Source organism: Delftia sp. ASV31, assembly GCF_016428765.1.
In the GTDB taxonomy this organism is placed as follows: Bacteria; Pseudomonadota; Gammaproteobacteria; order Burkholderiales; family Burkholderiaceae_C; genus Comamonas; species Comamonas acidovorans.
Genome location: NZ_JAELTK010000006.1, coordinates 20,304 through 44,123 on the forward strand (window position 1 = coordinate 20,304; position 23,820 = coordinate 44,123).

General features: G+C 67.3%; 25 protein-coding genes and 1 tRNA gene. 10 read left to right on the top strand and 16 right to left on the bottom strand.

The genetic code is table 11. The features are described from left to right. Positions 1–94 precede the first annotated feature (94 nt). The 5 genes from JHD82_RS03610 to JHD82_RS03630 all read left to right on the top strand — a co-directional run bounded on the left by JHD82_RS03610 (position 95) and on the right by JHD82_RS03630 (position 2,457). On the top strand, positions 95–277 hold the full coding sequence (locus JHD82_RS03610) for a hypothetical protein (protein WP_199135449.1): 183 nt from the start codon (positions 95–97) through the stop codon (positions 275–277). Between the two features lie 14 nt (positions 278–291). After that, positions 292–615: a hypothetical protein gene (locus JHD82_RS03615; protein ID WP_199135450.1), complete on the top strand. Its 324-nt coding sequence runs from the start codon at positions 292–294 to the stop codon at positions 613–615. Beyond that, on the top strand, positions 606–893 hold the full coding sequence (locus tag JHD82_RS03620) for an ogr/Delta-like zinc finger family protein (RefSeq protein ID WP_197943228.1): 288 nt from the start codon (positions 606–608) through the stop codon (positions 891–893). Before JHD82_RS03615 ends, JHD82_RS03620 begins: the two co-directional genes overlap by 10 nt. Further along, complete coding sequence (locus tag JHD82_RS03625; RefSeq protein ID WP_199135451.1) at positions 890–1,129, top strand: hypothetical protein; 240 nt, start codon at positions 890–892, stop codon at positions 1,127–1,129. The genes JHD82_RS03620 and JHD82_RS03625 overlap by 4 nt, the downstream gene beginning before the upstream one ends. Before the next feature lie 269 nt (positions 1,130–1,398). Beyond that, the gene (locus JHD82_RS03630) at positions 1,399–2,457 is read left to right on the top strand and encodes a site-specific integrase (protein ID WP_199135452.1); all 1,059 of its coding nucleotides are present in this window, start codon (positions 1,399–1,401) and stop codon (positions 2,455–2,457) included. 25 nt (positions 2,458–2,482) lie between these two features. On the opposite strand, the gene JHD82_RS03635 is transcribed toward JHD82_RS03630, so the two are convergent. The 5 genes from JHD82_RS03635 to tolB form a co-directional block, all read right to left on the bottom strand. Beyond that, positions 2,483–2,558: transfer RNA gene (locus JHD82_RS03635), tRNA-Lys, on the bottom strand. Positions 2,559–2,626: 68 nt separating this feature from the next. Further along, positions 2,627–3,454, bottom strand: a complete 828-nt coding sequence (locus JHD82_RS03640; protein WP_199135453.1) for a ThiF family adenylyltransferase — start codon at positions 3,452–3,454, stop codon at positions 2,627–2,629. After that, entirely contained in the window at positions 3,454–4,236 is a 783-nt protein-coding gene (gene ybgF, locus JHD82_RS03645) for a tol-pal system protein YbgF (protein ID WP_199135454.1), read from the bottom strand. Before ybgF ends, JHD82_RS03640 begins: the two co-directional genes overlap by 1 nt. Then, on the bottom strand, positions 4,236–4,778 hold the full coding sequence (gene pal / locus JHD82_RS03650; protein WP_012205233.1) for a peptidoglycan-associated lipoprotein Pal: 543 nt from the start codon (positions 4,776–4,778) through the stop codon (positions 4,236–4,238). Before pal ends, ybgF begins: the two co-directional genes overlap by 1 nt. 77 nt (positions 4,779–4,855) lie before the next feature. Further along, positions 4,856–6,175, bottom strand: coding sequence for a Tol-Pal system beta propeller repeat protein TolB (gene tolB / locus JHD82_RS03655; RefSeq protein ID WP_199135455.1), 1,320 nt, complete (start codon positions 6,173–6,175; stop codon positions 4,856–4,858). Positions 6,176–6,364: 189 nt separating this feature from the next. Here tolB and msbA point away from each other — a divergent pair, with 189 nt between their 5' ends. Then, positions 6,365–8,182, top strand: coding sequence for a lipid A export permease/ATP-binding protein MsbA (gene msbA / locus JHD82_RS03660; RefSeq protein ID WP_034392846.1), 1,818 nt, complete (start codon positions 6,365–6,367; stop codon positions 8,180–8,182). 45 nt (positions 8,183–8,227) lie between these two features. Here the strand turns inward: msbA and JHD82_RS03665 are convergent, their stop codons facing one another. From JHD82_RS03665 to mltG, 6 genes are all read right to left on the bottom strand, one after another. Beyond that, positions 8,228–8,971, bottom strand: a complete 744-nt coding sequence (locus JHD82_RS03665) for an ankyrin repeat domain-containing protein (RefSeq protein WP_123691280.1) — start codon at positions 8,969–8,971, stop codon at positions 8,228–8,230. Beyond that, positions 8,962–9,774, bottom strand: coding sequence for a TatD family hydrolase (locus JHD82_RS03670; RefSeq protein ID WP_034392844.1), 813 nt, complete (start codon positions 9,772–9,774; stop codon positions 8,962–8,964). The genes JHD82_RS03665 and JHD82_RS03670 overlap by 10 nt, the downstream gene beginning before the upstream one ends. An 83-nt stretch (positions 9,775–9,857) precedes the next feature. Beyond that, positions 9,858–10,217: a PilZ domain-containing protein gene (locus JHD82_RS03675; protein WP_012205228.1), complete on the bottom strand. Its 360-nt coding sequence runs from the start codon at positions 10,215–10,217 to the stop codon at positions 9,858–9,860. 139 nt (positions 10,218–10,356) lie between these two features. Beyond that, positions 10,357–11,406 carry a DNA polymerase III subunit delta' gene (locus JHD82_RS03680; protein ID WP_199135456.1) on the bottom strand — a complete coding sequence of 350 codons (1,050 nt, stop codon included), beginning with the start codon at positions 11,404–11,406 and terminating at the stop codon, positions 10,357–10,359. Next, positions 11,403–12,089 (bottom strand): dTMP kinase, encoded by a 687-nt coding sequence (gene tmk / locus JHD82_RS03685; RefSeq protein ID WP_199135457.1) that lies wholly within the window; start codon positions 12,087–12,089, stop codon positions 11,403–11,405. Before tmk ends, JHD82_RS03680 begins: the two co-directional genes overlap by 4 nt. 57 nt (positions 12,090–12,146) lie before the next feature. Further along, positions 12,147–13,160 (bottom strand): endolytic transglycosylase MltG, encoded by a 1,014-nt coding sequence (gene mltG / locus JHD82_RS03690; protein ID WP_307838075.1) that lies wholly within the window; start codon positions 13,158–13,160, stop codon positions 12,147–12,149. A gap of 46 nt (positions 13,161–13,206) precedes the next feature. Here mltG and JHD82_RS03695 point away from each other — a divergent pair, with 46 nt between their 5' ends. Next, positions 13,207–14,154 carry a folate-binding protein YgfZ gene (locus JHD82_RS03695; RefSeq protein WP_199135459.1) on the top strand — a complete coding sequence of 316 codons (948 nt, stop codon included), beginning with the start codon at positions 13,207–13,209 and terminating at the stop codon, positions 14,152–14,154. 35 nt (positions 14,155–14,189) lie between these two features. Here JHD82_RS03695 and JHD82_RS03700 read toward each other — a convergent pair whose 3' ends face one another. Next, positions 14,190–15,053 carry a YbgC/FadM family acyl-CoA thioesterase gene (locus JHD82_RS03700; protein WP_013802704.1) on the bottom strand — a complete coding sequence of 288 codons (864 nt, stop codon included), beginning with the start codon at positions 15,051–15,053 and terminating at the stop codon, positions 14,190–14,192. 70 nt (positions 15,054–15,123) lie between these two features. Beyond that, positions 15,124–16,128, bottom strand: coding sequence for an alpha/beta hydrolase (locus tag JHD82_RS03705; protein ID WP_307838076.1), 1,005 nt, complete (start codon positions 16,126–16,128; stop codon positions 15,124–15,126). A 291-nt stretch (positions 16,129–16,419) separates the two neighbouring features. On the opposite strand from JHD82_RS03705, the gene JHD82_RS03710 reads away from it, so the two are divergent. Continuing rightward, positions 16,420–17,556: an iron-containing alcohol dehydrogenase gene (locus tag JHD82_RS03710; protein ID WP_199135461.1), complete on the top strand. Its 1,137-nt coding sequence runs from the start codon at positions 16,420–16,422 to the stop codon at positions 17,554–17,556. A 7-nt stretch (positions 17,557–17,563) separates the two neighbouring features. On the opposite strand, the gene JHD82_RS03715 is transcribed toward JHD82_RS03710, so the two are convergent. The 3 genes from JHD82_RS03715 to JHD82_RS03725 all read right to left on the bottom strand — a co-directional run bounded on the left by JHD82_RS03715 (position 17,564) and on the right by JHD82_RS03725 (position 22,121). Next, complete coding sequence (locus tag JHD82_RS03715; protein WP_199135462.1) at positions 17,564–20,191, bottom strand: AI-2E family transporter; 2,628 nt, start codon at positions 20,189–20,191, stop codon at positions 17,564–17,566. Positions 20,192–20,336: 145 nt separating this feature from the next. After that, positions 20,337–21,266 carry a sensor histidine kinase gene (locus JHD82_RS03720; protein WP_233174606.1) on the bottom strand — a complete coding sequence of 310 codons (930 nt, stop codon included), beginning with the start codon at positions 21,264–21,266 and terminating at the stop codon, positions 20,337–20,339. 75 nt (positions 21,267–21,341) lie between these two features. After that, positions 21,342–22,121: a response regulator transcription factor gene (locus JHD82_RS03725; RefSeq protein ID WP_012205218.1), complete on the bottom strand. Its 780-nt coding sequence runs from the start codon at positions 22,119–22,121 to the stop codon at positions 21,342–21,344. A 657-nt stretch (positions 22,122–22,778) separates the two neighbouring features. On the opposite strand from JHD82_RS03725, the gene JHD82_RS03730 reads away from it, so the two are divergent. Both JHD82_RS03730 and JHD82_RS03735 read left to right on the top strand, forming a co-directional pair. Continuing rightward, the gene (locus JHD82_RS03730) at positions 22,779–23,264 is read left to right on the top strand and encodes a hypothetical protein (RefSeq protein WP_183020482.1); all 486 of its coding nucleotides are present in this window, start codon (positions 22,779–22,781) and stop codon (positions 23,262–23,264) included. Between the two features lie 197 nt (positions 23,265–23,461). Then, a complete protein-coding gene (locus tag JHD82_RS03735; RefSeq protein ID WP_233174607.1) occupies positions 23,462–23,785 on the top strand; it encodes a hypothetical protein in 324 nt (107 codons plus the stop codon). The last annotated feature ends 35 nt before the right edge of the window (positions 23,786–23,820 follow it).

The following is a 23,820-nucleotide window of genomic DNA, read 5'->3' on the forward strand; positions in this document are numbered from 1 at the left end:
CCCTACGTCGGCCCGCCACACCCTCGCCGGCTAATCGACCACCTCCACCATGCTCCGGCCCGCCTTGCGCGGGCCGCTTCGTTTCTGCATCCACATGTCCAAGACCACACCCCAGAAGCCCTACACCCCTCCCAGCAACTGCTACCAGGGCACGGAGCTGAAACCGCATCCAGGCCTGCCGGCCTCGCGCTTCTATGCATTCACGCTGCCCAGCCGCGTAGGTGGGCATCTGTACTACCCCGCACCCGCGCGCCGCATCGAGCCTTTCCCAGCCTGACCAGGAGCCACACCATGACGATGATCAACACCCCCCTGGTGCTGCTGGCACAGCAGTGCGGCGCCACCTTCCACACGCCTGGCCCGATGCGCGCGATTCGCGGCATGGCCTTCACATTCGAACAGCTGGATGCGCTGGCCGAGCGCCTGCGCGCCGAGCCCAGCCAGCACGCCGCAGCACCTGGTGCTGCTGCGAGCGCTTTCCGGGAATACCTGGCCGTGCATCCCGAGCTGCAGCTGGGCGGCCAGGCCAGGGACGAGATGGCCCTGGAACTGACCAAGGTCGCCCTGAGCCTCACTGCCACCGAAAATGTGAAGGAGCAAGCCACATGCGCATGATGTGCCCCCACTGCGAACAGCTGGCCTACACCCGCACCAGCATGCAGCTCACCAACACCAGCCGCGAAACAATCTTCGTGTGCAAAAACTTCTATTGCGGCCACGTCTTCTCGGCGGTCACAGAGATCAACCGCACGATCAGCCCCAGCGCAATCCCCAATCCCATGGTCATTCTGGCGATCAGCGACCACCTCAACAGGAAGTTGCTGCAGACGCAGCTCGAAACCATGCCCTCGTCCCATTTCGACGGCCGCCGACACGAGGCAGCCGCGACATGAGCAGGTCGAACGTCGAGGAAGCGTTCCACCTGGCCGGAACTATCTACGCCGCCGGCTTGCTCTCCCGCGCCATGGTTGCAATCCAGGGCGTGAAAGACGCCGCCAGTCTGCCGGAGCATGAGGGCCAGGAGATCACCATCCCTGCGGCAGCTTGGCAGGCCTTTGCGGACGAACACACCAGCGTGCTGCAGGAGATCCAGCTGCAGGGACTCCAGGCCCCGGACCTGCCCCACTGAGCCACCATCCCATCAACCACGCCCCGCCATCGAGCGGGGCGTTTGCATTGCCAAACCGCAGCACGCCCCATGAGTGAAACCGCGCTCACCCTCAAACAGGCCGCCGAGCGGCTGCAGGTTTCATACGGAACCGTTTTCGAAAGGCGGCACGAGATCGCCTTTCGCCTACCCGGATCGCGCATATGGCGCATCTGGCCATCTGCCCTTGCCGCCCTCAACAAACCTCGCAACAATGTCACCCGGCTATCGTTGCGGAACCAGGATAGTGAATGCCCATCCGCAAAGATCAAACTTCCGGAATCTGGTGGATCGATCTACGCACGCCAAGCGGCGAAAGAGTTAGACGATCTTCTAAAACGACCGAGCGCAAGGCAGCTCAGGAATACCACGACCGCCTGAAGGCGGAGATGTGGCGGCAGGACAAGCTGGGAGAGCAGCCGCAGCGGCTTTTCGAGGAAGCTGCCGTTCAATTCCTCCGCGCCTCTGCTGGACAGAGCGACTACGACACCAAGGTTCGGCACGTCGCATATTGGCGCACCGTCTTCGGCGGCAAGCCCATCAGCTCTTTAACAAGCGACGTGATCCTTGACAACCTGCCCACGCACTTCGTGCGCCACGGCTCCACGATGCAGCGGCCCACATCGCAGAGCACAAAGAATCGGTACATCGCCACACTGCGGACGCTGCTCAACATGTGCGAGAAGATGCAGTGGCTGGCGCGCGCGCCCATTCTCAGTAACTACCGGGAGCCTGCGGTTCGTATTCGGTTCCTGACCCGCCAGCAGGCCCGTGCCTTCATCACGGCCTTGTCTCAGGACTGGATGCGAGACATCTGCCGCTTCGCACTTGCCACGGGCATGCGAAGCGCAGAAATCCTCACCCTGACCTGGGACAAGGTGGACCTCAAGCGCTCGACGGCGTGGGTCAGCGCCGATGCTTCCAAATCGGGTTCCGCGCGAGTGGTTCCGCTCAACAGCGAAGCGCTCGACGTGCTGAACGCGCGCCCCAAAGGCGTCAATGTCTTCACGCGGCCTACCGGGGCACCTGTGAAGCAGGTCGATGCGCGAATTCTTGCCCGAGCCTTCGCCGCTGCCGGTGTCGAAAATTTCCGCTTCCATGACTTGCGGCACACCTGGGCGAGCTGGCATGTCCAATCCGGCACGCCCCTGTTCGTGCTGAAGGAGCTGGGAGGCTGGAAGACGCTGGAGATGGTGAAGAAATATGCCCATTTGGCGCCGGAGCATCTGGCCCAGTACGCAAACGCGGTCATGTTTTGGTCAGAGCAGACCCCCGACGACAAGAAAAAAGCCCCTACGCTTGTGGCGTAAGGGCTTGATTTCATTGGTATTTAGTTGGTGGGTCCTGCGAGATTCGAACTCGCGACCAACGGATTAAAAGTCCGCTGCTCTACCGACTGAGCTAAAGACCCGAACCACGCTTTGCATGCATCAGATGCTGCTTAGCGAAGACATAGATTCTAGCACCAAAATTTACGCTTCAATTCTTGATGCGGCTCAGTTGATCGATGACCCAGCCTGCGGCGCACTGGCCGAAGGTGGCGGTGACGGTCACTACCGAGCCGTAGCCGTGGCAGTTGAGCGTGCCGTCGCCTTCGATGGCGCAAGAGGCATCGGGCGGGGCGACGGCCTCGCGGCTGAAGACGCAGGCGATGCCGATGCGCTTGCCTTCCTTGGGTGCGCCGTGTTCGCGGCGCAGGCGGTAGCGCAGTTGGGCCAGCAACGGGTCGTGCGTGGTGGCGCTGAGGTCGTCGATATCGACCTTGTGAGCCAGGCGCTTGCCGCCCGCTGCACCCACGGAGATGAAGCATTGCCGCGTGGCACGCGCATGGGCTGCCATGGCGGTCTTGGCCTTGACCTGGTCGCAGGCGTCGATGACGGCGTCGGCGTCCTGGGGCAGCAGGCGCAGCCAGTTGTCCGGGTCAACGAAGTCGTCGATGCAGTGCACGCGGCAGGCGGGGTTGATCTGGGCGATGCGCTCGCGCATGGCTTCGATCTTGGCCTGGCCCACGGTGGTGGAGAGCGCGTGGATCTGGCGGTTGATGTTGGACTCGGCGACATGGTCCATGTCGATGAGCGTGAGCTCGCCCACACCGCTGCGCGCCAGCGCCTCGGCGGTCCAGGAGCCCACGCCGCCGATGCCCACCACGACGACGTGCGCGGCGCGGATGCGCGCGGCGCCCGGCACGCCATACAGGCGCTCCAGGCCGCCGAAGCGGCGCTGCAGGTCGGCATCAGAAAAAACAGCGCCTGCTTCAGGCGCTGTCTTGTCTTCTTCCGGGAGGGATGAAGAGACCGTGTCGTTCATCACTTGAGGCTGGCGAGACGGTTCTTGGCCGCAGCCGTGGCTTCGGCGTTGGGATAGGCCTTGATCAGGTCTTCCAGCGTCTTGCGCGCGCCCTTGGTGTCCTTCATCTCGATCTGGCAGTTGGCGATGGACAGTGCCGCCTCCGGCGCCCGGCCGTGCATGGGGGCTGCTGCCAGCAGCGCGCGGAAGTTGGTGATCGCGTCCTTGTAGTTGCGATTGGCGTACTGCGCGTTGCCCAGCCAAAAGCGTGCCGAGGGCACATAGCCGCTCTTGGGCCACTGGTTCAGGAAGGACGAGAACGCCGTGCCGGCTTCGGCAAAGTTGCCTGCGCGGAACTGCGCCAGCGCGGCTTCGAAGTCGCGCTTCTCTGCCGGGTCGGCTGCGAATTCCTGGCCGTCCACCGTCACCGTGACGGGCTCGAACTGGCGCAGGCGCTCGTCCACGCCCTTGGCAATGTCGCGCTGGCCGCGCTGCAGCTCGGCCACATCGCGCAGCAGCTGCTCGTTCTGGCCGCGCAGCTTGGCTTGCTCGGACTTGAGCTGCTCGATCTGCGACTGCAGTTCGAGCAGGCCACGGCGCGTTTGCGAGCTTTCCTCGGTCATGCGCTGCTGCGACTGCTGCATGCTGTCGACGCGCTGGCGCATTTCCAGGATGGCGCGGCGCGCCTCGTCATCGCCGAACAGCGCGGCATGGCCGCTGGCGGCGTAGCCGGCCATCAGGCCGGCCGCCAGCAGCGTGCGCAGCGCGGTGCGATGCAGGATCGGGTAGCGCTGCATGTTCATCAACGGTAGGACAGTTCAGCGCGGCGGTTTTGCGCGTAGGCGTCTTCGGAATGGCCTTCGGCGGCAGGCTTTTCCTTGCCGTAGCTCACGGCTTCCATTTGCGCATCGCTGACGCCCAGCAGGCCCAGCGAGCGGCGCACGGCTTCGGCGCGCTTTTGGCCCAGGGCCAGGTTGTATTCGCGGCCGCCGCGCTCGTCGGTGTGGCCTTCGATCTGGACCTTGCGTGCAGAAGACGCCTTCAGGAAGCGTGCATGGGCTTCGATCTGGGGCTGGGCGTCGGCCTTAACGACGTAGCTGTCGAAGTCGAAGTAGACGACGCGGCTGACGCCCTGGGGACCTGCCTTGTCGGCAGCCGAGCCGGTCAGGTCCACGCCCGAGATGCCGCTTTGCGAGGTGCTGCCCGTGCCGGCGCCGCTGCCCTGGCCCGTGCTGGTGGCGCCCGCGTCGGTAACCGGGGTTTCGTCAAGCTTGACGCCCGAGCTGCAACCTGCCATGAGTGCGGTGACTGCAAGTGCCAGGGAAAGTCGTTTGATGGTGATCATGAAAAATCTCCGTATGTCCGGGTGGACTTCGTGCTGAGTTGACTGGTTGACTGAAAAGAAATCGGGGAAGCCGGATATCACTGGCGCTGGAACGGACCCCAGTCGGGTTCGCGGATGTCGCCGCCCTGCCCTGCCAGCCGTGCCTTGATCTTGCCGTCGAGCGTGGTGGTCATCAGGGATTCGCGGCCCTGCTGCAGGGTGGCGTAGACGATCAGGCGGCTGTTGGGGGCGAAGCTGGGGCTTTCGTCGGCCGTGGTGTCGGTGATGGCATTCACTGTGCCGGTGCTCAGGTCCATGACGTGGAGCTTGAAGCCGCCGCCCACGCGCGAGACGTAGGCAAGCCACTTTCCATCGGGGCTGACGCTGGGCGAGATGTTGTAGTTGCCGGTGAAGGTGACGCGTTCCGCACTGCCGCCCGAGGCCGGCACCTTGTAGATCTGCGGAGCACCGCCACGATCGCTGACGAAGTAGATGGAGCGGCCATCGCTGGAGAAGTTCGGCTCGGTGTCGATGCCGCTGCTTTGCATCAGTCGGCGCGGCTCGCCGCCCTGGGCGCTGATCAGGTACAGCTGCGAGCCGCCATCGCGGCTGAGCGTGACGGCCAGGGAGTTGCCGTCAGGCGACCAGGCCGGTGCGCTGTTGGAGCCCCGGAAGTTGGCAACCAGGCGGCGGCGGCCACTGGCCACATCGTGCACATAGACCACGGGCTTGCGCGATTCGAAGGACACGTAGGCCAGCTGGGTGCCGGTGGGCGACCAGGCGGGCGAGATGATGGGTTCCGGGCTCGATAGGGCCGACTGGGCGTTCTCGCCATCAGCATCGGCCACCCACAGGCGGTAGTTGCTGCCCGCCTTGGTCACATAGGCGATGCGTGTGGAGAACACGCCCTTCTCGCCCGTGAGTTTTTCGTAGATGTAGTCGGAGATGCGGTGGGCCACCAGGCGCAAGTCGCCGGTGGTGACGGCAAAGCCCTGGCCGCCCAGGTCCTGGCCCTTGACCACGTCCCAGAGGCGAAAGCGCACGTCGTAGCGGCCATCGGCCAGGCGCGTGATGCTGCCCACGGCCAGCGAGTCAGCGCTCTTTTGGCGCCACATGGCAACGTCGGGGCGCGAGGTTTCGTCCAGTTGCACGCCGGCCGTGTCCACGGCGCGGAATTGACCGCTGCGCTCCAGGTCAGCCTGGATGATGGCCGAGATCTTCTGGGGCGCCTGCCCTTCTCCCTTGAATGCTGCAATGGCGATGGGCAACTGGGTCAGGCCCACGCCCGTCACTTCGACGCGGAACTGGGCCAGCGCGGGAATTGCGGGGGTTGAGGCGAGAGCGGCCAGCAGGGTTCGGCGCGAAGTGCGCGGCACGGCCGCCAGGGAGGAGGGAGAAAGGAGTCGATCAATAGTCATTGGCATTCATCAATATCTACGGGAAGACCCCGGTACTTGCACAGGTGCGAATGTTACACACACTGGATGCGTCTCGATGTAAGAACGTGCACTGTAGGGTCTGTCGGCCCAGGCTTTCTCGATCCCCGCCAGCCGCATCAGTTCTCCATGAGGCAGCCCCAGGCAAGCCCGCCGTAAAATCCGCGCTTCATGCAAGCACCATCCTCACCGCCGCCGGCCCCTGCGCCGTCCGCCGCACCGGCGGCCCTTGATCTCGCCAGCACCCTGACCCTGTCGCAGCGCCTCAAGCGCCTGTCACCCTACTTTGGTGGCCAGCGCCTGGCCTGGACGCTGGCGGTGGCCGCCACGCTGGTGGGCGCGGTCACCGAGCCATTGATCCCTGCCCTGCTGCAGCCGCTGCTGGACAGCGGCTTCACCGACGGCACGCTGCCACTGTGGTCGGTGCCGCTGGCCATCATCGGCGTGTTCCTGGTGCGGGGCCTGTCGCAGTTCGTGGGCCAGTACGCGCTGGCGCGCATTGCCAACGAGGGCATGCTGGCGCTGCGCAAGCGCCTGTTCGAGCGGCTGCTGGCGGCCGATATGGCGCTGTTCTCGCGCCAGTCGGCCTCATCGCTGTCCAATACCGTGGTCTATGAGGTGCAGACCGGCTCCACGCTGCTGGTGCAGGCCATGCTGGGCATCTCGCGCGACGGTTTCACGCTGGTGGCGCTGCTGGGCTACCTGCTGTATCTGAACTGGCAGCTGACGCTGGTGGTGGCGGCCGTGGTGCCGGGCGTGGCCTGGATCATGAAGACGCTGTCGCGCCGCCTGTACCGCATCACCAAGATCAGCCAGGAGGCCACCGATTCCCTGGCCTATGTGGTGGAAGAGAACGTTCTGGCCCACCGCATGGTGCGCCTGCATGGCGCGCAACAGGGCCAGCAAAAGCGCTTTGGCGGCCTGAGCGGGCAACTGCGCAAGCTGGCCATCAAGGCCACCATCGCCTCGGCGGCCATGACGCCGCTGACCCAGTTGCTGGCCGCCGCCGCCCTGTCGGCCGTGATCTGCATTGCGCTGTGGCAAAGCCGGGGCACGGGCGCTGCTGCGGCCAATGTGCAGGATGTGACGGTGGGCAGCTTTGCGGCCTTCATCACGGCCATGCTGATGCTGATTGCCCCCATCCGACGCCTGGCCGATGTGGCCAACCCCATCACGCGTGGCGTGGCGGCGCTGGAGCGGGGCCTGCATCTGCTGGAGGGCTCGGGCGACGAGACCGGCGGCACGCAGGTGCCCGGCAAGGCGCGTGGCGAGATCGAGTTGCGCGACGTGTCCGTGCAGTTTGGCGAGGACAAGGCACCCGCCCTGAGCCATGTGGACCTGCGCGTGCGCCCGGGCGAGGTGGTGGCCCTGGTCGGCCCCTCCGGCGCGGGCAAGACCACGCTGGTGAACCTGCTGCCACGCTTTTTGCAGCCCACGGGCGGCCAGTTGCTGCTGGACGGAACGCCCCTGCCCGAATGGGATCTGGCCGCGCTGCGCCAGCAGTTCGCCATGGTCAGCCAGGACGTGGTGATGTTCAACGACACCATTGCCGCCAACGTGGCGCTGGGCGGGGTGGAAGACGAGGCCCAGCTATGGGCCGCGCTGGATGCCGCCAATCTGGGCACCCACGTGCGCGGCCTGTCCAACGGTCTGCAGACGGTGGTGGGCCACAACGCCAGCCAGCTGTCGGGGGGCCAGCGCCAGCGGCTGGCGATTGCACGGGCGCTGTACAAGGATGCGCCCATCCTGATCCTGGACGAGGCCACCTCGGCACTGGACAACGAATCCGAGCGCCTGGTGCAGGAGGCGCTGACGCGGCTGATGCAGGGCCGCACGACCCTGGTCATCGCCCACCGGCTCTCGACCATCGAGCATGCCGACCGCGTGGTGGTGATGGAGCGCGGCCGCATTGCCGAGCAGGGAACGCATGCCGAGCTGCTGGCGCGGGACGGCCTGTACGCCCGATTGAGCAGGAATCACACAACCTGATGTGGACAGCGGCGGCACCGGCAGTGCCACCCGCCTGGCTTGCTGCTACCAGCTTCCGCGCGAAGGCTGGGTCTTGCGCTCGGCCTTGATGGCCTTGGTGAGTTTGTCGACCATGTACTGGCGGTCCACCTGCCGGGCAAAGTCGGCGGCGGTGAAGCCACGCTGGTTGCGAAGGACGACGTCGGCGCCCTCCTTGATCAGCAGGTCCACCACGGCTTCGCTGCTGTATTGGGCGGCCAGCATCAGCGGGGTGGTGCCGTTGGGCGAGTCGGCGTCGATGTAGGCGCTGTTGTCCAGCAGCAGCTTGACGATGTCCAGCGTCTTGGGCAGGTCGGCCGAGGTGGCGTAGTGCAGCGGTGTCCAGCCGGGGCGGTTGACATCGGCGCCCCGGCGTATGAGTTCCTTTGCCAGGTCCAGGTGGCCCTTGATGCAGGCCATCATCAGCGGCGTTTCGCCCTGCTGGGAGGCCTCGTTGACCTTGATGCCCGGGGATTTGAGCAGCACGTCGAACACGCCCAGCGAGCCCTGGTGCAGGGCCGCTACCAGGCCCGGGCGGCCGCGCGTGTCGCGGGTGTTGGGGTCGAAGCCGCGAAAGATCAGGTTGACCATGGCGCGCTCGTTGTCGCTGATGATGGCGCGCACGTAGTCGTCGTACTGGCTGGCATGCGCCAGCCCGCCGCTGGCTGCGGCCAGGGCCACCACGGCCTGGCCGGCCTGGGCCAGCCAGTGGCGCCGGTGCACGTCCACGCCCATGCCCACGCGGCCACCGGCCGCAGCATTCAGTCGCATGCGACAACCCCCTTGAACAGCTGGTCGAAGTTGGCACTGGTCAGGGCCGCCACGTCCTCCACGGCCATGCCACGCACCTGTGCAATCTGCTGTGCCACGTAAGGCACGTAGGACGGATTGTTGGTCTTGCCGCGATAGGGAACGGGCGCCAGGTAGGGGCTGTCGGTCTCGATCAGCAGGCGGTCGGCCGGCACGAAGGCGGCCACGTCGCGCAGGTGCTGGGCGTTCTTGAAGGTGACGATGCCTGACATGGAGATGTAGTAGCCCAGGTCCAGCGCCGCACGCGCGACCTCCATGGTTTCGGTGAAGCAGTGGAACACGCCGCCAGCCTGGCCTGCCGAGCCGTCCTCGCCTTCTTCGCGCAGGATGGCCAGCGTGTCATCAGAGGCGCTGCGCGTGTGGATGACCAGGGGCTTTTGCGTCTGGCGCGCCGCGCGGATGTGCACGCGAAAGCGCTCGCGCTGCCATTCCAGGTCAGCAATGGTACGCCCGCCCTTGCGGTCTTCCATGCCGTAGTAATCCAGTCCCGTTTCGCCGATGGCCACCACGCGCGCCAGGGCGGCGCGCTCGACCAGGTCGGCCACGCTGGGCTCGGTCATGTGTTCCGTATCGGGGTGCACGCCCACCGTGGCCCAGAAATTGTCGTGGTCCAGCGCCAGCTGGTGCACATCGCCGAATTCCTCCATCGTGGTGCAGATGCACAGCGCACGCGTGACGCGCGCGGCCGCCATGGCCTCGCGGATCTCGGGCAGGCGGCTTTGCAGCTCGGGAAAATTCAGATGGCAGTGGGAATCGGTAAACATGGAATCTCGTGGTTCAGAAACAGGCATGCCGACCGGAGAGCACTTCCTCCGTGTCGGCATGCGGGCAGAGGCAGGCGCAGAACTCAGACCGTCTGCGTGGCCTTGTCCGAGGCCAGGGCCGAGCCCAGGATGTTCTCGATCTTGGCCTTGAGCTCGGCGGACTTCTCGTCCTTGGGGAACTGTATGCCTATGCCCTGCGTGCGGTTGCCCGAGGCGCGCGCGGGCGTGATCCACGCCACGCGGCCGGCCACGGGATAGCGCTGCGGCTCGTCGGGCAGGGTCAGCAGCACATAGACATCATCGCCAAGACGGTACTCACGCTGCGTGGGCACGAAAACGCCCCCTTCGGCGAACATGGGAATGTAGGCGGCGTACAGCGCGGCCTTTTCCTTGATCGCCAGTTGCATCACGCTGGGACGGGGTGTGGTGGGTGCGGTGCTCATGGATGGTTTGCAGACATTGGTTCGGTGAGCGGCCGGCGCGATCGGCACCGGGCCCAGGGCCGTAGGTTAACAGGACGGGCTTTCATGTGGCGAAAAGCACACCGCCGCGCTGCTGCACTGCCGCCACGCCCCCCGCGCCTCATCCCCGGCGCTGGCGGGCAGGCTGGCCGGACATGAGCACGCGCCGGGCCTCGGCGGCCAGGGCCTCGGTCATGAGTCCGGCGTTGAAGGGGTGGTCCGCCGTGCGCGCGGCCTGGGCCAGGGCGCGTGACCATTCGGCCAGCAGCCCCATGTCCAGCGGCCGCGAAGGCAGGTCGGCCGGCGTGAAGTAGCGCGGCGCGGCGCCTGCGGCCAGGGCCATCAGGTCGTGGCAGATCTTCTGCAAGGCCTCCACGGCATGGGGCGGGGCATAGGCGGCCAGGGCCGCCACATCGCCCTTGGCCAGCGCACGCGGCAACTGGGACCATGCGGCCATGTCCTTGCCGCCACCGCTGTGCGCCAATGCCAGCGCGTCGCCGGGCCGCCCGCCTGCGGCGCGCAGCGCCACGGCGGCCGCTTCCGGGGCCACGCCCTGCCCCTGAAGCCAGGCCAGGGCCTCTTGCTGATCGGGCCAGGCCATGGTGTGGGTCAGGCAACGGCTGCGGATGGTGGGCAGCAGCTGGTGGGCCGCCTCGCTGGCCAGCACGAAGCGGGCATCGCCCGGCGGCTCCTCCAGCGTCTTGAGCAGCGCATTGGCCGTGATGGCGTTCATCTGCTCGGCCGGATAGACCAGCACGGCCTTGCCGCGCCCGCGCGCGCTGGTGCGCTGGCAGAACTCCACGGCGTCGCGCATGGCCTCGACACGGATTTCCTTGCTGGGCTTGCGCTTCTTGTCGTCGATATCGGCCTGGGCCTTCTCGGGCAGCGGCCAGCCCAGCGCCATCATCTGCACCTCGGGCATGAGCACGCACAGGTCGGCATGGGCGCGCACGTCGATGGCGTGGCAGCTGCCGCAGTGGCCGCAGGCCCCCTGGGGCGACGGCGATTCGCACAGCCAGGCGCGCACCAGCGACAGCGACAGCGCGTACTGGCCCAGGCCGGAAGGCCCCTGCAGCAGCCAGGCGTGGCCGCGCTGGGCCAGCAGGCGCGCGCGTTGCCCGGCGATCCAGGCGGTGTCGGTCTCGGCCGGTTGTGGCAGGGCCTCGCTCATGCCACACCTGCCTGTCCGCCGACCATGATGGCCAGCCAGCCCCGGCGCACCATGACCTGGGTGATCTGCTGCCAGACCGCATGCCGGCTGGCGTTGGAGTCGATGCGCGCAAAGCGCTGGGGCGCGGCGGCAGCACGCGCCGCATAGCCCTGGGCCACGCGTGCGAAAAAGCTGCCGGGCTCGGACTCGAAGCGGTCCGGGACACGGGCCGAGGCAAGGCGCTCGGCGGCCACCTCGGCGGGCAGGTCGAACCAGAGCGTCAGGTGGGGCTCGCGCAGCAGATCGGGCTGGGGGGCGGTGCCCGTCTGCACCATGCGCTCCAGCGTGGCCAGCGGCTGCAGGTCGAAGCCCCGGCCCGCACCCTGGTAAGCAAAGGTGGCATCGGTGAAGCGGTCGCAGAGCACGACTTCACCGCGCGCCAGCGCGGGCTCGATCACCTGCACCAGATGGTCGCGTCGCGCGGCAAAGGCGATCAGGGCCTCGGTCAGCGGGTCCATGGCGTCGTGCAGCATCAGCGCGCGCAGCTTTTCGGCCAGCGGCGTGCCGCCGGGCTCGCGGGTGAGCGTCACCGTGCGCCCCTGGTCACGGAAAGCCTGGGCCAGCGACGCGATGTGCGAGGACTTGCCGGCGCCATCGATGCCTTCGAAGCTGATGAACAGGCCGGCGGGAGTTGCAGTGGTCATATGGAAAGAGAGGATACGCAAGCGCTGCGCAGAACGCAGCAGCCCTGGGGGAATATCTCAGGGCTTTTGCTCAGGGCTTTGCTGGCCGCGCTGGTAGCGGTTCACGGCGCGGTTGTGCTCGTCCAGCGAGGCACTGAAATGGCTGGTGCCGTCGCCACGCGCCACAAAGTACAGCGCCTTGGTCTGTCCGGGCTGCACGGCGGCCATGAGGGCGGCCTTGCCAGGCATGGCGATGGGCGTGGGCGGCAGGCCCGCGCGGGTGTAGGTGTTCCAGGGAGTATCGGTCTGCAGGTCGCGGCGGCGCAGGTTGCCGTCGAATTTCTCGCCCAGGCCGTAGATCACGGTGGGATCGGTCTGCAGCAGCATGCCGATGCGCAGGCGGTTGCTGAAGACACCGGCAATCTGTGCGCGGTCGGCCGCGCGGCCGGTTTCCTTCTCGACGATGCTGGCCAGGATCAGCGCTTCGTCGGGCGTCTTGAGCGGCGTGTCGGCCGAGCGCAGCGCCCAGACGTCGGCCAGGCGCCGGTCCATGGCGTGCAGGGCGCGGCGCAGCACGGCCAGGTCGGAACTGCCCTTGGCATAGGTATAGGTATCGGGGAAGAAGCGGCCCTCGGGCGCCACGCCCGCGCGGCCCAGGGCCTGCATGAGGGCAGCGTCGTCCATGCCTGCGCTTTCCTGGCGCAGGAATTCCTCCCGGGCCAGGGCGGCGCGCACCTGGCGCCAGTTCCAGCCTTCCACCAGGGTCAACGCCTTGAGCGATTCCTCGCCGCGTGCGAGTTTTTGCAGCAGCACATAGGGAGTCAGACCCGTGGTCAGCTCATAGTTGCCGGCCTTGATCTGCCGGTCCTGCCCCGAGACGCGGAACCAGGCGTACAGCAGCCGCGCATCGGTCTGCACGCCGGCCTTGACCACTTCGCGGGCCACGCCACGCGGCGTGGTACCGGGCTCGACCTCCAGCTCCAGCGTGGGCTGGGCCAGCGGCAGCGGCTGGTTCAGCCACCACCAGCCGGCACCGGCCAGCACGGCGGCCAGCACCAGCAACATCATCAAAGCGCGAAAGATAAAGCGCACAACCTCGGTCCAAGCAAGCAATAGAGCGGCTGATCATAATTCAGCCATGACCCAGCCTTTACTGAACGGCATTGCTTCCGTTTCCCATCTCGGCGTGATACGCGCCCTCGGCGAAGACGCCGCCCAGTTCCTGCATGGACAGCTGACCAACGACTTCGCGCTGCTGGATCTGCAGCATGCGCGTCTGGCGGCGTTCTGCACGGCCAAGGGCCGCATGCTGGCCAGCTTCATCGGCTTCAAGCGCAGCAAGGACGAGATCCTGCTGCTGTGCGACCGCAGCCTGCTGGCGCCCACGCTCAAGCGCCTGTCCATGTTCGTGCTGCGCGCCAAGTGCAAGCTCAGCGACGCCACGGCCGAATTCACACTGCACGGGCTGGCTGGCGATGCCGCCGCGCAGGCCCTGGGCCCGGCAGCCGTGCCCTGGACCAAGACCGATGACGGCGACGCCAGCCTGATCGTCCTGTACCCGGCCGCAGGCCAGCCGCGCGCCCTGCGCGTGGCGCCCGTGGGCGCACCCCTGCCCGAGGGCCCTGCACTCAGCGAGGCCGACTGGCTCTGGAGCGAAGTTGCCAGCGGCATTGCCACGCTGTCGGCGCCTGTGGCGGATGCCTTTGTGCCGCAGATGCTCAACTACGAATCGGTGGAAGGCGTGAATTTCAAGAAGGGCTGCTACCCAGGCCAGGAGGTGGTGGCCCGCAGCCAGTTCCGGGGCACGCTCAAGCGCCGCGCCTACCTTGCCCATGCACAGCAGCCGCTGGCCACCGGCATGGAGGTCTTCACGCCCGAGGACCTGGAGCAGGCCACCGGCACCGTGGTCCAGGCCGCCCCGGCGCCTGGCGGCGGCTGGGACGCCATCGTCTCCATGCAGACCAGCTCGGCCGACCAGCCCCTGCTGGCCCACGCCGCACTGAGCGAAGGCCAGCGCGCCGATGCCGCACAGGCCGTGGCGCTGCAGCTCAAGCCCCTGCCCTACGCGTTGCGCGAGGACATCTGAGATTCGAGCCTTGCACCGCCTGAGCTGCCTGCAGCTCAGGCGGTGAGCACTTTCCTCATGGTGATGTGGGGAATGCCGGCCTCTTCATAGGGCTCGCCCTCGGGCGTGAAGCCCGCGCGCAGGTAGAACGACTCGGCATGGCGCTGCGCATGCAGCACGACTTCGCGGTCACCGCGCTGGCGCGAGGCTTCGACCAGGCTGTCCAGCACGATGCGGCCCCAGCGGCCGCCGCGCACGCTGCGGTCCACGGCCATGCGGCCGATCCTGCCCGCGCCGGGGCTGTCGCTGACCAGGCGGCCGGTGGCGATCGGCTGGCCCAGGCCGTTGTAGACCACGGCGTGGCGGGCCACGGGGTCGAATTCGTCGATCTCGATCTCGCGCGGCACGCCCTGCTCGTGCACGAACACGGCCAGGCGCAGGCGCTCGGCGTCGCGGCCCAGATCGTTCCAACTGCCCGATGCCACGCGCACCACGCTCTGGCCGGCCTCATAGGCCGTGAGCACGTCGCGCAGCTGCTGCGGCACGGGCAGCGGCTGGCGCGTGGTGGCATCGGCGAACACATAGACCAGTTCCACGGTGTTGAGCAGCTCCATGCCGCGGAAGATGCCGGCCTCGAACAACAGCGAGGTATTGCCCTGCCTGGCACAGCGTATGCCCACATGCAGCACGTCGCCCAGCGTGGCCGATGCGTGGTAGGTGGTGGTGGCCTTCTTGACGAACAGCTCGCCACCCAGGGCCGCGAAGGACGACTCATAGGGCATGCCCAGCTGGCGCCAGTAGTCGGTGACGGCCACGTCGGCGTACATCAGGTAGTGGGCGTTGAAGACGATCTTCTGGGCGTCCACTTCGGACCAGCGCACTTCGATGCGTTGCAGCGTGCGGAAATCTTGGCGTTGCATGGGGGTGTTTCTCTCCTGTTGTCTTGGGGTGTCTTGGTGTCTTTTGGTGCGTTTCTTTGTGCCTCGGCCTTCAGGCCGCGAAGGCGTCGCTCAAGGCGCGCGCCATGTCGGCATGTGCACGGCTCGCTTCGGCAATGGCGCGGCCCATCTTGACGAATTCATGGGTCACGCCCCGGTAGATCTCCAGGTCCACGGGCACGCCGGACATGCGCAGCTTGTCGGCGTATTCCACGCCTTCGTCCACCAGCGGGTCGCATTCGGCCAAGCCTATCCAGGCCGGGGCCACGCCGTCCACATCGGGGGCCAGCAGCGGGGCAAAGCGCCAGTCCTCGCGGTCGGCGGGGCTGTTGAGGTACTGGGCGAAGAACCAGGTGATGGCCGGCTCGTCGATCACCAGCCCGTGGGCGAAGCGGCGGTGCGAGTCGGTGTCCTGGTTCGCCGTCGTGCCCGGGTAGATCAGCAGTTGCAGAGCCAGCTTGAGGCCGGTGTCGCGCGCATGGATGGCGCAGGCTGCGGCCAGCGTGCCGCCCGCGCTGTCGCCGCCCACGGCCAGGCGCGCAGGGTCGGCGCCCAGCGATGCCGCCTGCGCGGCCAGCCACTGCAGCGCGTCCCAGGCGTCGTTGTGAGCGGTGGGAAACTTGTGCTCTGGCGCGCGCCGGTAGTCCAGCGAGACCACCATGGCGCCCGACAGATGGGCCAGCTGGCGGCACAGCACGTCGTGCGTGGCCACGCTGCCCACGGTGAAGCCACCGCCGTGCAGGTACAGCAGCACGGGCAGGCCCGTGGCCGGCGCCTGGCTTCGCTCCACGGGCGCATAGAGCCGAGCGGGCAGCAAGGCGCCATCGCGCGCGGGAATCTGCAGATCATCGACACGCGGCAGAACCGGCTTGGGAATTTCGAGCACGCCGGCCCCCGCCTCGTAGGCGGCACGTGCGCCCTCGGCGCCCAGCTGGTGCAGGGGCGTGCGCGCGGCGCGCTCCATGCGGCGCAGCACATCGCGCATCTGGTGGGTCAGGGACGCCGGCAGCGGCGTGGCATGGGAGGAGGATTCAGTCTGGGGCACGTTCAGGAGCACGTTCAGGGACAGGTTCGGTGGCGACTATCTGGCAAGGCAATTCGGCGTGGCCGGCCAGGTGCGACCGGCGAGGTAAGGCCAGGCAGGCACGGCGCAGCAGGCATTGTGCCGCGAGCACAAGGCCCTGGCAGCCATGCGATGGCAGCGCATGCCCGCGCTGTCGCCCCCGTGACCGCCGCAGCGCCCTCTCAGGGTTTGCTTTGTTTGCAGTGCAGCACGCGCGGTCTAGATTCGGCGCACTCCCCCTGATCCCCACCATGGGCCGCAACGGCCCGCAACGAGTCACCGACCATGGCCTTCATCAACTACGTCACCCAGATCCAGTTTGACTTCGGCGCCGTGCGCCTGTTGCGCCAGGAGTGCGAGCGCGTGGGCATCACGCGGCCGCTGATCGTCACCGACCAGGGCGTCAAGGCCGCTGGCGTGCTGCAAAAGGCGCTGGATGCGCTGGGCGGCATGCCGCATGCAGTGTTCGACCAGACGCCCTCCAACCCCACCGAAGCCGCCGTGCGCGCGGCCGCTGCCATCTACCAGGAGCAGCGCTGCGACGGCCTGATCGCCGTGGGCGGAGGCAGCGCCATCGACTGCGCCAAGGGCGTGGCGATTGCAGCCACGCACGAAGGGCCGCTGTCGCACTACGCCACCATCGAGGGAGGCTCGCCGCGCATCAGCGAACGCGTGGCCCCGCTGATCGCCGTGCCCACCACCAGCGGCACGGGCAGCGAGGTGGCGCGCGGCGCCATCATCATCGTGGACGACCACCGCAAGCTGGGCTTTCACAGCTGGCACCTGGTGCCCCATGCCGCCATCTGCGACCCGGAACTGACCTACGGCCTGCCCGCCATGCTGACGGCCGCCACAGGCATGGACGCCATCGCCCATTGCATGGAGACCTTCATGGCGGCGGCCTTCAACCCGCCTGCCGACGGCATTGCACTGGACGGCCTCACGCGCGGCTGGGCCCACATCGAGCGCGCCACGTGCAACGGCCAGGACGCCGAGGCGCGCCGCCAGCTGATGAGCGCCAGCATGCAGGGCGCCATGGCCTTCCAGAAGGGCCTGGGCTGCGTGCATAGCCTCAGCCACAGCCTGGGCGGCGTGAACCCGCGCCTGCACCATGGCACGCTGAACGCCATGTTCCTGCCCGCCGTGGTGCGCTTCAATGCCGAGGCCGAGAGCGTGCGCGCCGAACAGCGCCTGCAGCGAATGGCCCACGCCATGGGCCTGGACTCGGGCAGCGACATTCCCGAAGCCATACGCGACATGAACGCCCGCCTGGGCCTGCCCACGGGCCTGGCGGCCATGGGCGTGGAGCGCGCGCAGTTCGCAGCCGTGATCGGCGGCGCGCTCAAGGACCATTGCCACGGCACGAACCCGCGCCTGGCCAGCGCCGACGACTACGAGCAGATGCTGGCCACCTCGCTGTAAGCGGGACTCAGCCGCCAGCACTCGGCTGGGGTGTTGTCGATGGTGACGACGATGGTGGCTGGGGTGTCGTTTGGGATGCCGCTTGCGCCGGAGCTTGTGCCGAAGTCTGCACCGGAGCCGGCGCTGCGCCAGCCTCCATCATCCGGCGCACCTCCACGTTCTGCATCAACTGCTCGGCCATGACGCCCAGCAGCTCCAGATCGGCCGCCGAGACCTCGCGCGGCGCGTCGTCCATGATGCAAAAGCTGCCCAGCACCGTGCCGTGGCGGTTCTTGAGCGGCACGCCCGCGTAAAAGCGCAGCCGCATGGCCTGCAACGCGGGGTTGCCGGCAAATCGGGGGTCGCGCGCGGCGTCATGCACCACCAGGGCGTCACCGCCATGGACCACGTAGGAGCAGATGGACTGCGCACGCGGCATGCCGGCGGAAGCCGGGTCGCCCTGGTCCGCCACCAGCAGGCTGCCCGGCGTGTGCACGCGGTCTGCATCGACCCATGAGACCTGGGCCCATTTCACATCGAAGGCATTCGCGGCCTGCTGCGCTGCCTCGTGGTACAGCTGCGGCAGGCCGGGCCCGAGCACGCCGCTGTCGTGCAGCTGGCGCACGCGCTGCTCATCGTCATCGGGAATGGGCGCGGCCAGGCCCTGGCCTGCCGCGTCAGGCAGGCGCAAGGCGTCCACCCACAACTGCAGCTCGCGCAGGCCGGACACGCAGGCGGCGGCGCCGCAGCGGCGCGCGAACTCGGGGTCGGACACCACGGCCGGCGCATTCCACAGCGCCAGCACCACGCGCAGGTGCGGCCAATGGCGGCGAACGCGACGCATCAGTTGGCGCACCACGGTCTGGGGCTGGGTGCTGAAGACGGACAGCACCAGCAACTGCGCCTCGGCCAGGGCCTGGGCTCCTGCGTGGCCTTGCGGCAGGCCGCCCTGCCCCGGTCCCAGCTGGCGCCATTGCGGGTCGGCGGCCAGGGCCCAGTCCGAGCAGCTGACCACGTGGCCGCGCAGCGCCTCGCTGTGCGCCACCATGGCGGCTGCCAGGGCATCGACCTCCCAGCGCGCGCCCACGCAATGGATGCGCAGGGCGCGCGTGGCCAGGGCCGCAGCGGGCGCCGGATGGCTTTCGCGCAGTTCCTCGATCAGGGCATCCATGCCGCTGGACAGGCGCAGCCGGTGTTCGGCCGTGGCCGATTCCAGGTGTTGCTGCGTGGCCAGGCGCAGTGCGGGGATGGCCACCTCGTCATAGAAACCGGCCACTGCGGCCGAGCGTTCGTCCGCCGAGGCCCGCGCCGGCAGCCTTGCGTCCACCAGTTCATGCGCCAGCGTGACCGCGTCTTCCACGTCGTCGGCCAGCAGGCGCTGGTACAGGCGCTGGGCCGGTCCCAGCACGGGCGAGCTGCCCAGCAGCACTTCCATGAATTGCAGCGCCGGGATGTAGCGCCCCAGCACCAGCAGGCAGACCGTCAGCGGGGTGGACAGGATCAGCCCTATCGGCCCCCACAGCGCTGTCCAGAAGGTGGCCGACACGATGATGGACAGCGTGGACAGGCCCGTGCTGCTGCCATACAGCCAGGGCTCGATGAGGTTGTTGCTGATCAGCTCCAGCGCCATGATCAGGCCCAGCGTCATCAGCAGCATCTGCCAGCCCGGGTCCACGGCAAAGGCCAGCGCCAGCGGGAAGGCGGCCGAGATCATGGCCCCCACATAGGGCACAAAACGCATGATGGCCGCCAGCACGCCCCAGAGAATGGCGCCCGGCACGCCAATGAACCACAGCCCCGCCGCCATGGGCAGTCCGTAGGTGATGTTGACGACGAACTGCATGCGCAGGTATTTGCCTATGCGCTGCGAGGCCTCGTCCAGCGCGTCGGTGGCCACGTGCAGGTTGCCGCCCATCAGGCGCAGCAGCCGGTCGCGCAGGTCATCGCGGTCCAGCAGGATGAGGATCACGAACAGCAGCACGATGCCGGCCATGGTCACGGGCTCGGCCACGCGGCCCAGCCACTGCAGCATGCGCGCCGTGGGCTTTTGCTCGGGCGACTGGATCTCCACCTTCTGCACGCGGGGCGTGTTGGCACCGCGCGATATCTCGCGCTCCACGGTGTCATAGGTGCGCAGCGCACCGTCCCAGGCACTGGGCATGTTGGCGTTCCTGCGCAGGCTGCGCAGCTTGTCGCGGATGGTGTTCTGGTAGGTGGGCAGATCGGCGCTGAGCTGCTGCACCTGGCTGCCCAGATAGGTACCCATTCCCGCCAGTGTCGCCAGCGCCATGACCACCACCAGCAGCGTGGCCGCCATGCGCGGCATGCCCCAGCGCTTGAGCCGGGAGACCGCAGGATCCAGCAAAAAGCCGAACAACAGCGCCAGCGCCAGCGGAATCAGCAGGCCCTGGCCGAAGTACAGGCCCGCGATGATGATGCTGGCCACCAGCAGCCCGGTGAGCAGGCGCAGCGCGGGGACCATGTCGGCCAGCTGTGCCAGGCCCGGCAGGGCCGAACGCACGCTGCGCGCAAAATCGGCATGGGTGGCGGCATGGGTGGCGGAATTCGCGGCTGCATTGGCAGCATTGCCGCCTTCGGCGGCGGCAGGAAGGGCCTGCCGTGAAGGCGACGGCGCAGGGTCGGGATGTGGGTTCATGGAAACGGGATGTCAGGGCTGGGATGCAGGTATGGATACTGCATCACATCCGCATATCGGGGGATTGCACAGCGCGCCGCGGGCCTGCCCTGTCAGCGGGCACCGCAATTGCCGGAACGCCGTTGCCGCCGGCGCATCGGCCCGATCACCAGCGCACACGCACCACGGTCCCCCCACCGGCCCGCGGCAGGATGTCCAGCACAGCCCCGATGGCATGGGCGCGGCGATGCATGCCTGCCAGGCCCATGCCCTGCAGGCCAGGCGGGATGGCACCCTGCGCAGGGCCAGGGCCAGGGCCAGGGCCAGGGTCGGAAGGCAGGCCGCAGCCGTCATCTTCCACGCGCAGTTCCCAGTGCAATGCACGCCGGGCATCGCGGCCAGGGCTTGCAGCATCTGCACGATCCACCGGCTGCAGCACCAGCCACAGCGTGGTGGCGCGCGCATGCTGCAGCGCATTGCTCACGGCCTCCTGGGCGATGGCCAGCAACTGCTGGGACGGCTGGCCACGCGGCAGGTCTGGCAGGTCTTGCAAGACTGGCAGGTCCGGCACCCCGCGCAGCCCGGCGGCGGCATGCGGATCGGCCACGCTCCAGCAGATGCGCATGCCGCGCCGGTCCAGCACGGGCTGCAGCCGGTGCCGCAGGCGCGCCAGCCGCACGGGCAAGGCGTCTTCCATGGCGTCCATGGCATCCACCATGAGCCGCAGATCCAGCAATGCCTGCTCCAGCAGTTCCTGCGCCTGGCGCTGGCGGGTCTCGCGCGGGTCCAGCAAGGCCATGGCATGCACCAGCAGCCCGCCCACGCCGTCGTGCAGGTCGGCGGCAATGCGCCGGCGCTCGGCCTGCACTTCGCGCGAGGGCCGGGGACTGCGCCGGCGCCGCCACAGCAGCAGCCTGTGCAGTCGCCGGGCACCCATGGCGCACAGCAGCGCCGTGGATACCAGCAGGGCCAAGCTGGCCAGGCTCAGCCACGGCGGGGCCTGGGCGCCCGCCTGCCAGAGCCAGGCGCACAGAGCCAGCATCTGCAGCAGGCCCAGGGCCAGGCAGATGGCCAGCGTGCGAAGGGGATCTTTCATGGCCAAGCCGTGCCAGGCGCGACCGCCATGGCCCGGGCGGCGGCAGGCCGCTGCGGGCAGGACGCCGCCCCAGGATCAGAACAGGCCGCGCAGCGATGCAAAGCGCACCGCCTGGGCGCGTGTGCGCACCTGCAGCTTGCGGTAGATGTTCTTGATGTGCGTGTTGACCGTCATGGCGCTGATCATCAGGCGCGAGCCGATCTCGGCGCTGGTGTAGCCGCTGGCGACCATGCGCAGCACCTCGCGCTCGCGGGTGGACAGGCGGTCTGCCTCGTCGGGCGTGCGGCGCTTGGGCTCGGCGCCCTGGGTCTTGTCGAAGCGCTGCAGCAACCTGCGCGCCAGGCTGGGGGTGACGGATGCGCCGCCATTGGCCACCTGCAGCACTGCCTGCGGATAGTTGCCGAACCAGGAGTTCTTGACGAGGTAGCCCGTGGCGCCCAGCTCGAAGGCGCGCAGCACCTGTTCGTCGTTTTCCATCACGGAGATGATGACGGCCTCGGCCGTGGGCCGCACGGTCTTCATCATGTCCAGCAGCTCGAAGCCCTCGCCGTCACCCAGATTCAGGTCCACCAGCATCACGTCGAATTCATGCTGGCGGATTGCCTTGCGCCCGTCGCGCACGCTGCCGGCCTGGGCCACGACCAGGGTGCGCGGGTCGTTCATGATTTCCTGCGCAATGACCATGCGGATATGGGCATCGTCGTCCACCAGCAGCACCCGCACGGGCTTGTCGGGCTGGCCCGCCAGGTAGTCGGGCCACATGGCAGAGCTCAGACCTGTGCCCAGCATGCCCTGGGCGCGAGGGGACTCGGCGATCAGGGGACGGGCATCGGCGGGAACGTCGGATGGATTCATGCTGCTCTCCTCAAATGTCACGCCATGTGTATGACGCAACCGATCACAGACTTGCCTTTCCACATTAAGAGAAATCGCAACCGATATCCAGAATCTTTGACGAAGTTTGTGAAAGATTGCGTAGATTACAAATTAACACCTTTGTGTGAGGAATCGACTACGGAGTTTCCTGAGCGCCGGTCCGGCAGATCTTGCGGATCCAGACGCCGCGCACCACGCCTTCAATCCCGCCCTGTGACAAAGGCCGATCCTGCCCTTGTTGCCGCCGCCGACCTCAGGTGCGTGCACTTCGATACACCAGGTTGCCCAAACGCCCCCGCCCCCGTCTGGACGGCGACCCCAAGCAAAGCTGCAATCGTGAATTTTCTGTCGTTACACCTTGAAACTACCCAGATCCATTCATCGCGCATGGCTGCCGCTTTAACGCGATGCAGCCTGCCTGCAAACGGCTTGGGCGGGTAAGTACCCGGCAAGTGGATCAGCGCTCATGGCTACCCCGGACAAGAGATGGAATGGACGGATCTCCCCGAGCACATTGGAGTCCAGACAACGAGCAGGGGTCCAGGGAGACAAAGCCGGAAACCTCCGCAAAGTGTCTGCAAAACGGGTGCTTACACACCTCTTCCTGATAGTCCGATTCTTCATCAAGGAGCCATCATGAAATCGCTTGCAATTCTTTCCCTGAGCTTGATCGCAACAGCTGCCATGGCAGGCCCCATGGGTGGTGGCGGCGGTGGCGGCAGCGGCGGCGGCAGCAGCAGCTCCCAGATCGAAATCAATGGCCCCAGCGTTCAGGTCACCCTGCTGAACAGGAGCGGCGTGCTGAACGTGGCAACGGGCGGTGGCAAGGCCTCCCAGAACCTGGCCAGCAATGCAGGCAACGTGACCATCGACAAAAATGGCAGCTCGTTGCAGGTCGTCGCAGCCACCGGCAGCGGCATCCTGAACAAGGCCGATGGCTATAGCGCAGTGGCCGTCAACAACCTGGCTTCCAACTATGGCGAAGTGGACGTGAAGAGCACTTCGATCCAGGTGGTGGCTGCCAAGAACTCCGGCATCATCAACTACGCCGGCAACGGTTCCATGGCAGTGCAGAACATCTCCAGCAACAACGGCTGCGTGACCTGCTACAACAACCACTGAGCCTGGCTGCCGGACGAAGGAAACTGCCGGGCGGCCCCAGGCCACCCGGCGGCACCTTCCCGGCGAAGACCCAGCTCACCGCACCAGGAGAGCCCACCATGCACACCGCCGCCCATCTCTGTTCGGCTGCCCTATTGGCCTGGCTCGCCCTCGGAGCGAACCCCCTTCATGCAGCGGCCCCCGGCGAAGACCCGGTGGTGCTGAACAAGCCCGTCGACTACCTCAGGCTGCCCACGGCCAAGCAGCCGACATCGTCGGGGCTGGACACCGTCACCGACATCCCCATCAATGTCAAGGCCAAGATCGCGCGCTACGAAGCCATGTCCATGACCAATGCGCCCGGCATCTCCACCGACGCGAACGTGGTGACCACGACCACGACGAGCAGCACGGGCATGCAGCGCACCTGCACCCAGGACCTGGCCAGCAACACCAACGCCAGCGCATTCAACCGCTATGGGCCCCAGACCAAGGACCAGATCGTGGTCCTCAAGGGCGACCTGGTCAACGTCTGCCGCTAGCGCGACACAGGGCGGCCAGCCTTCGGGCCGCCCAC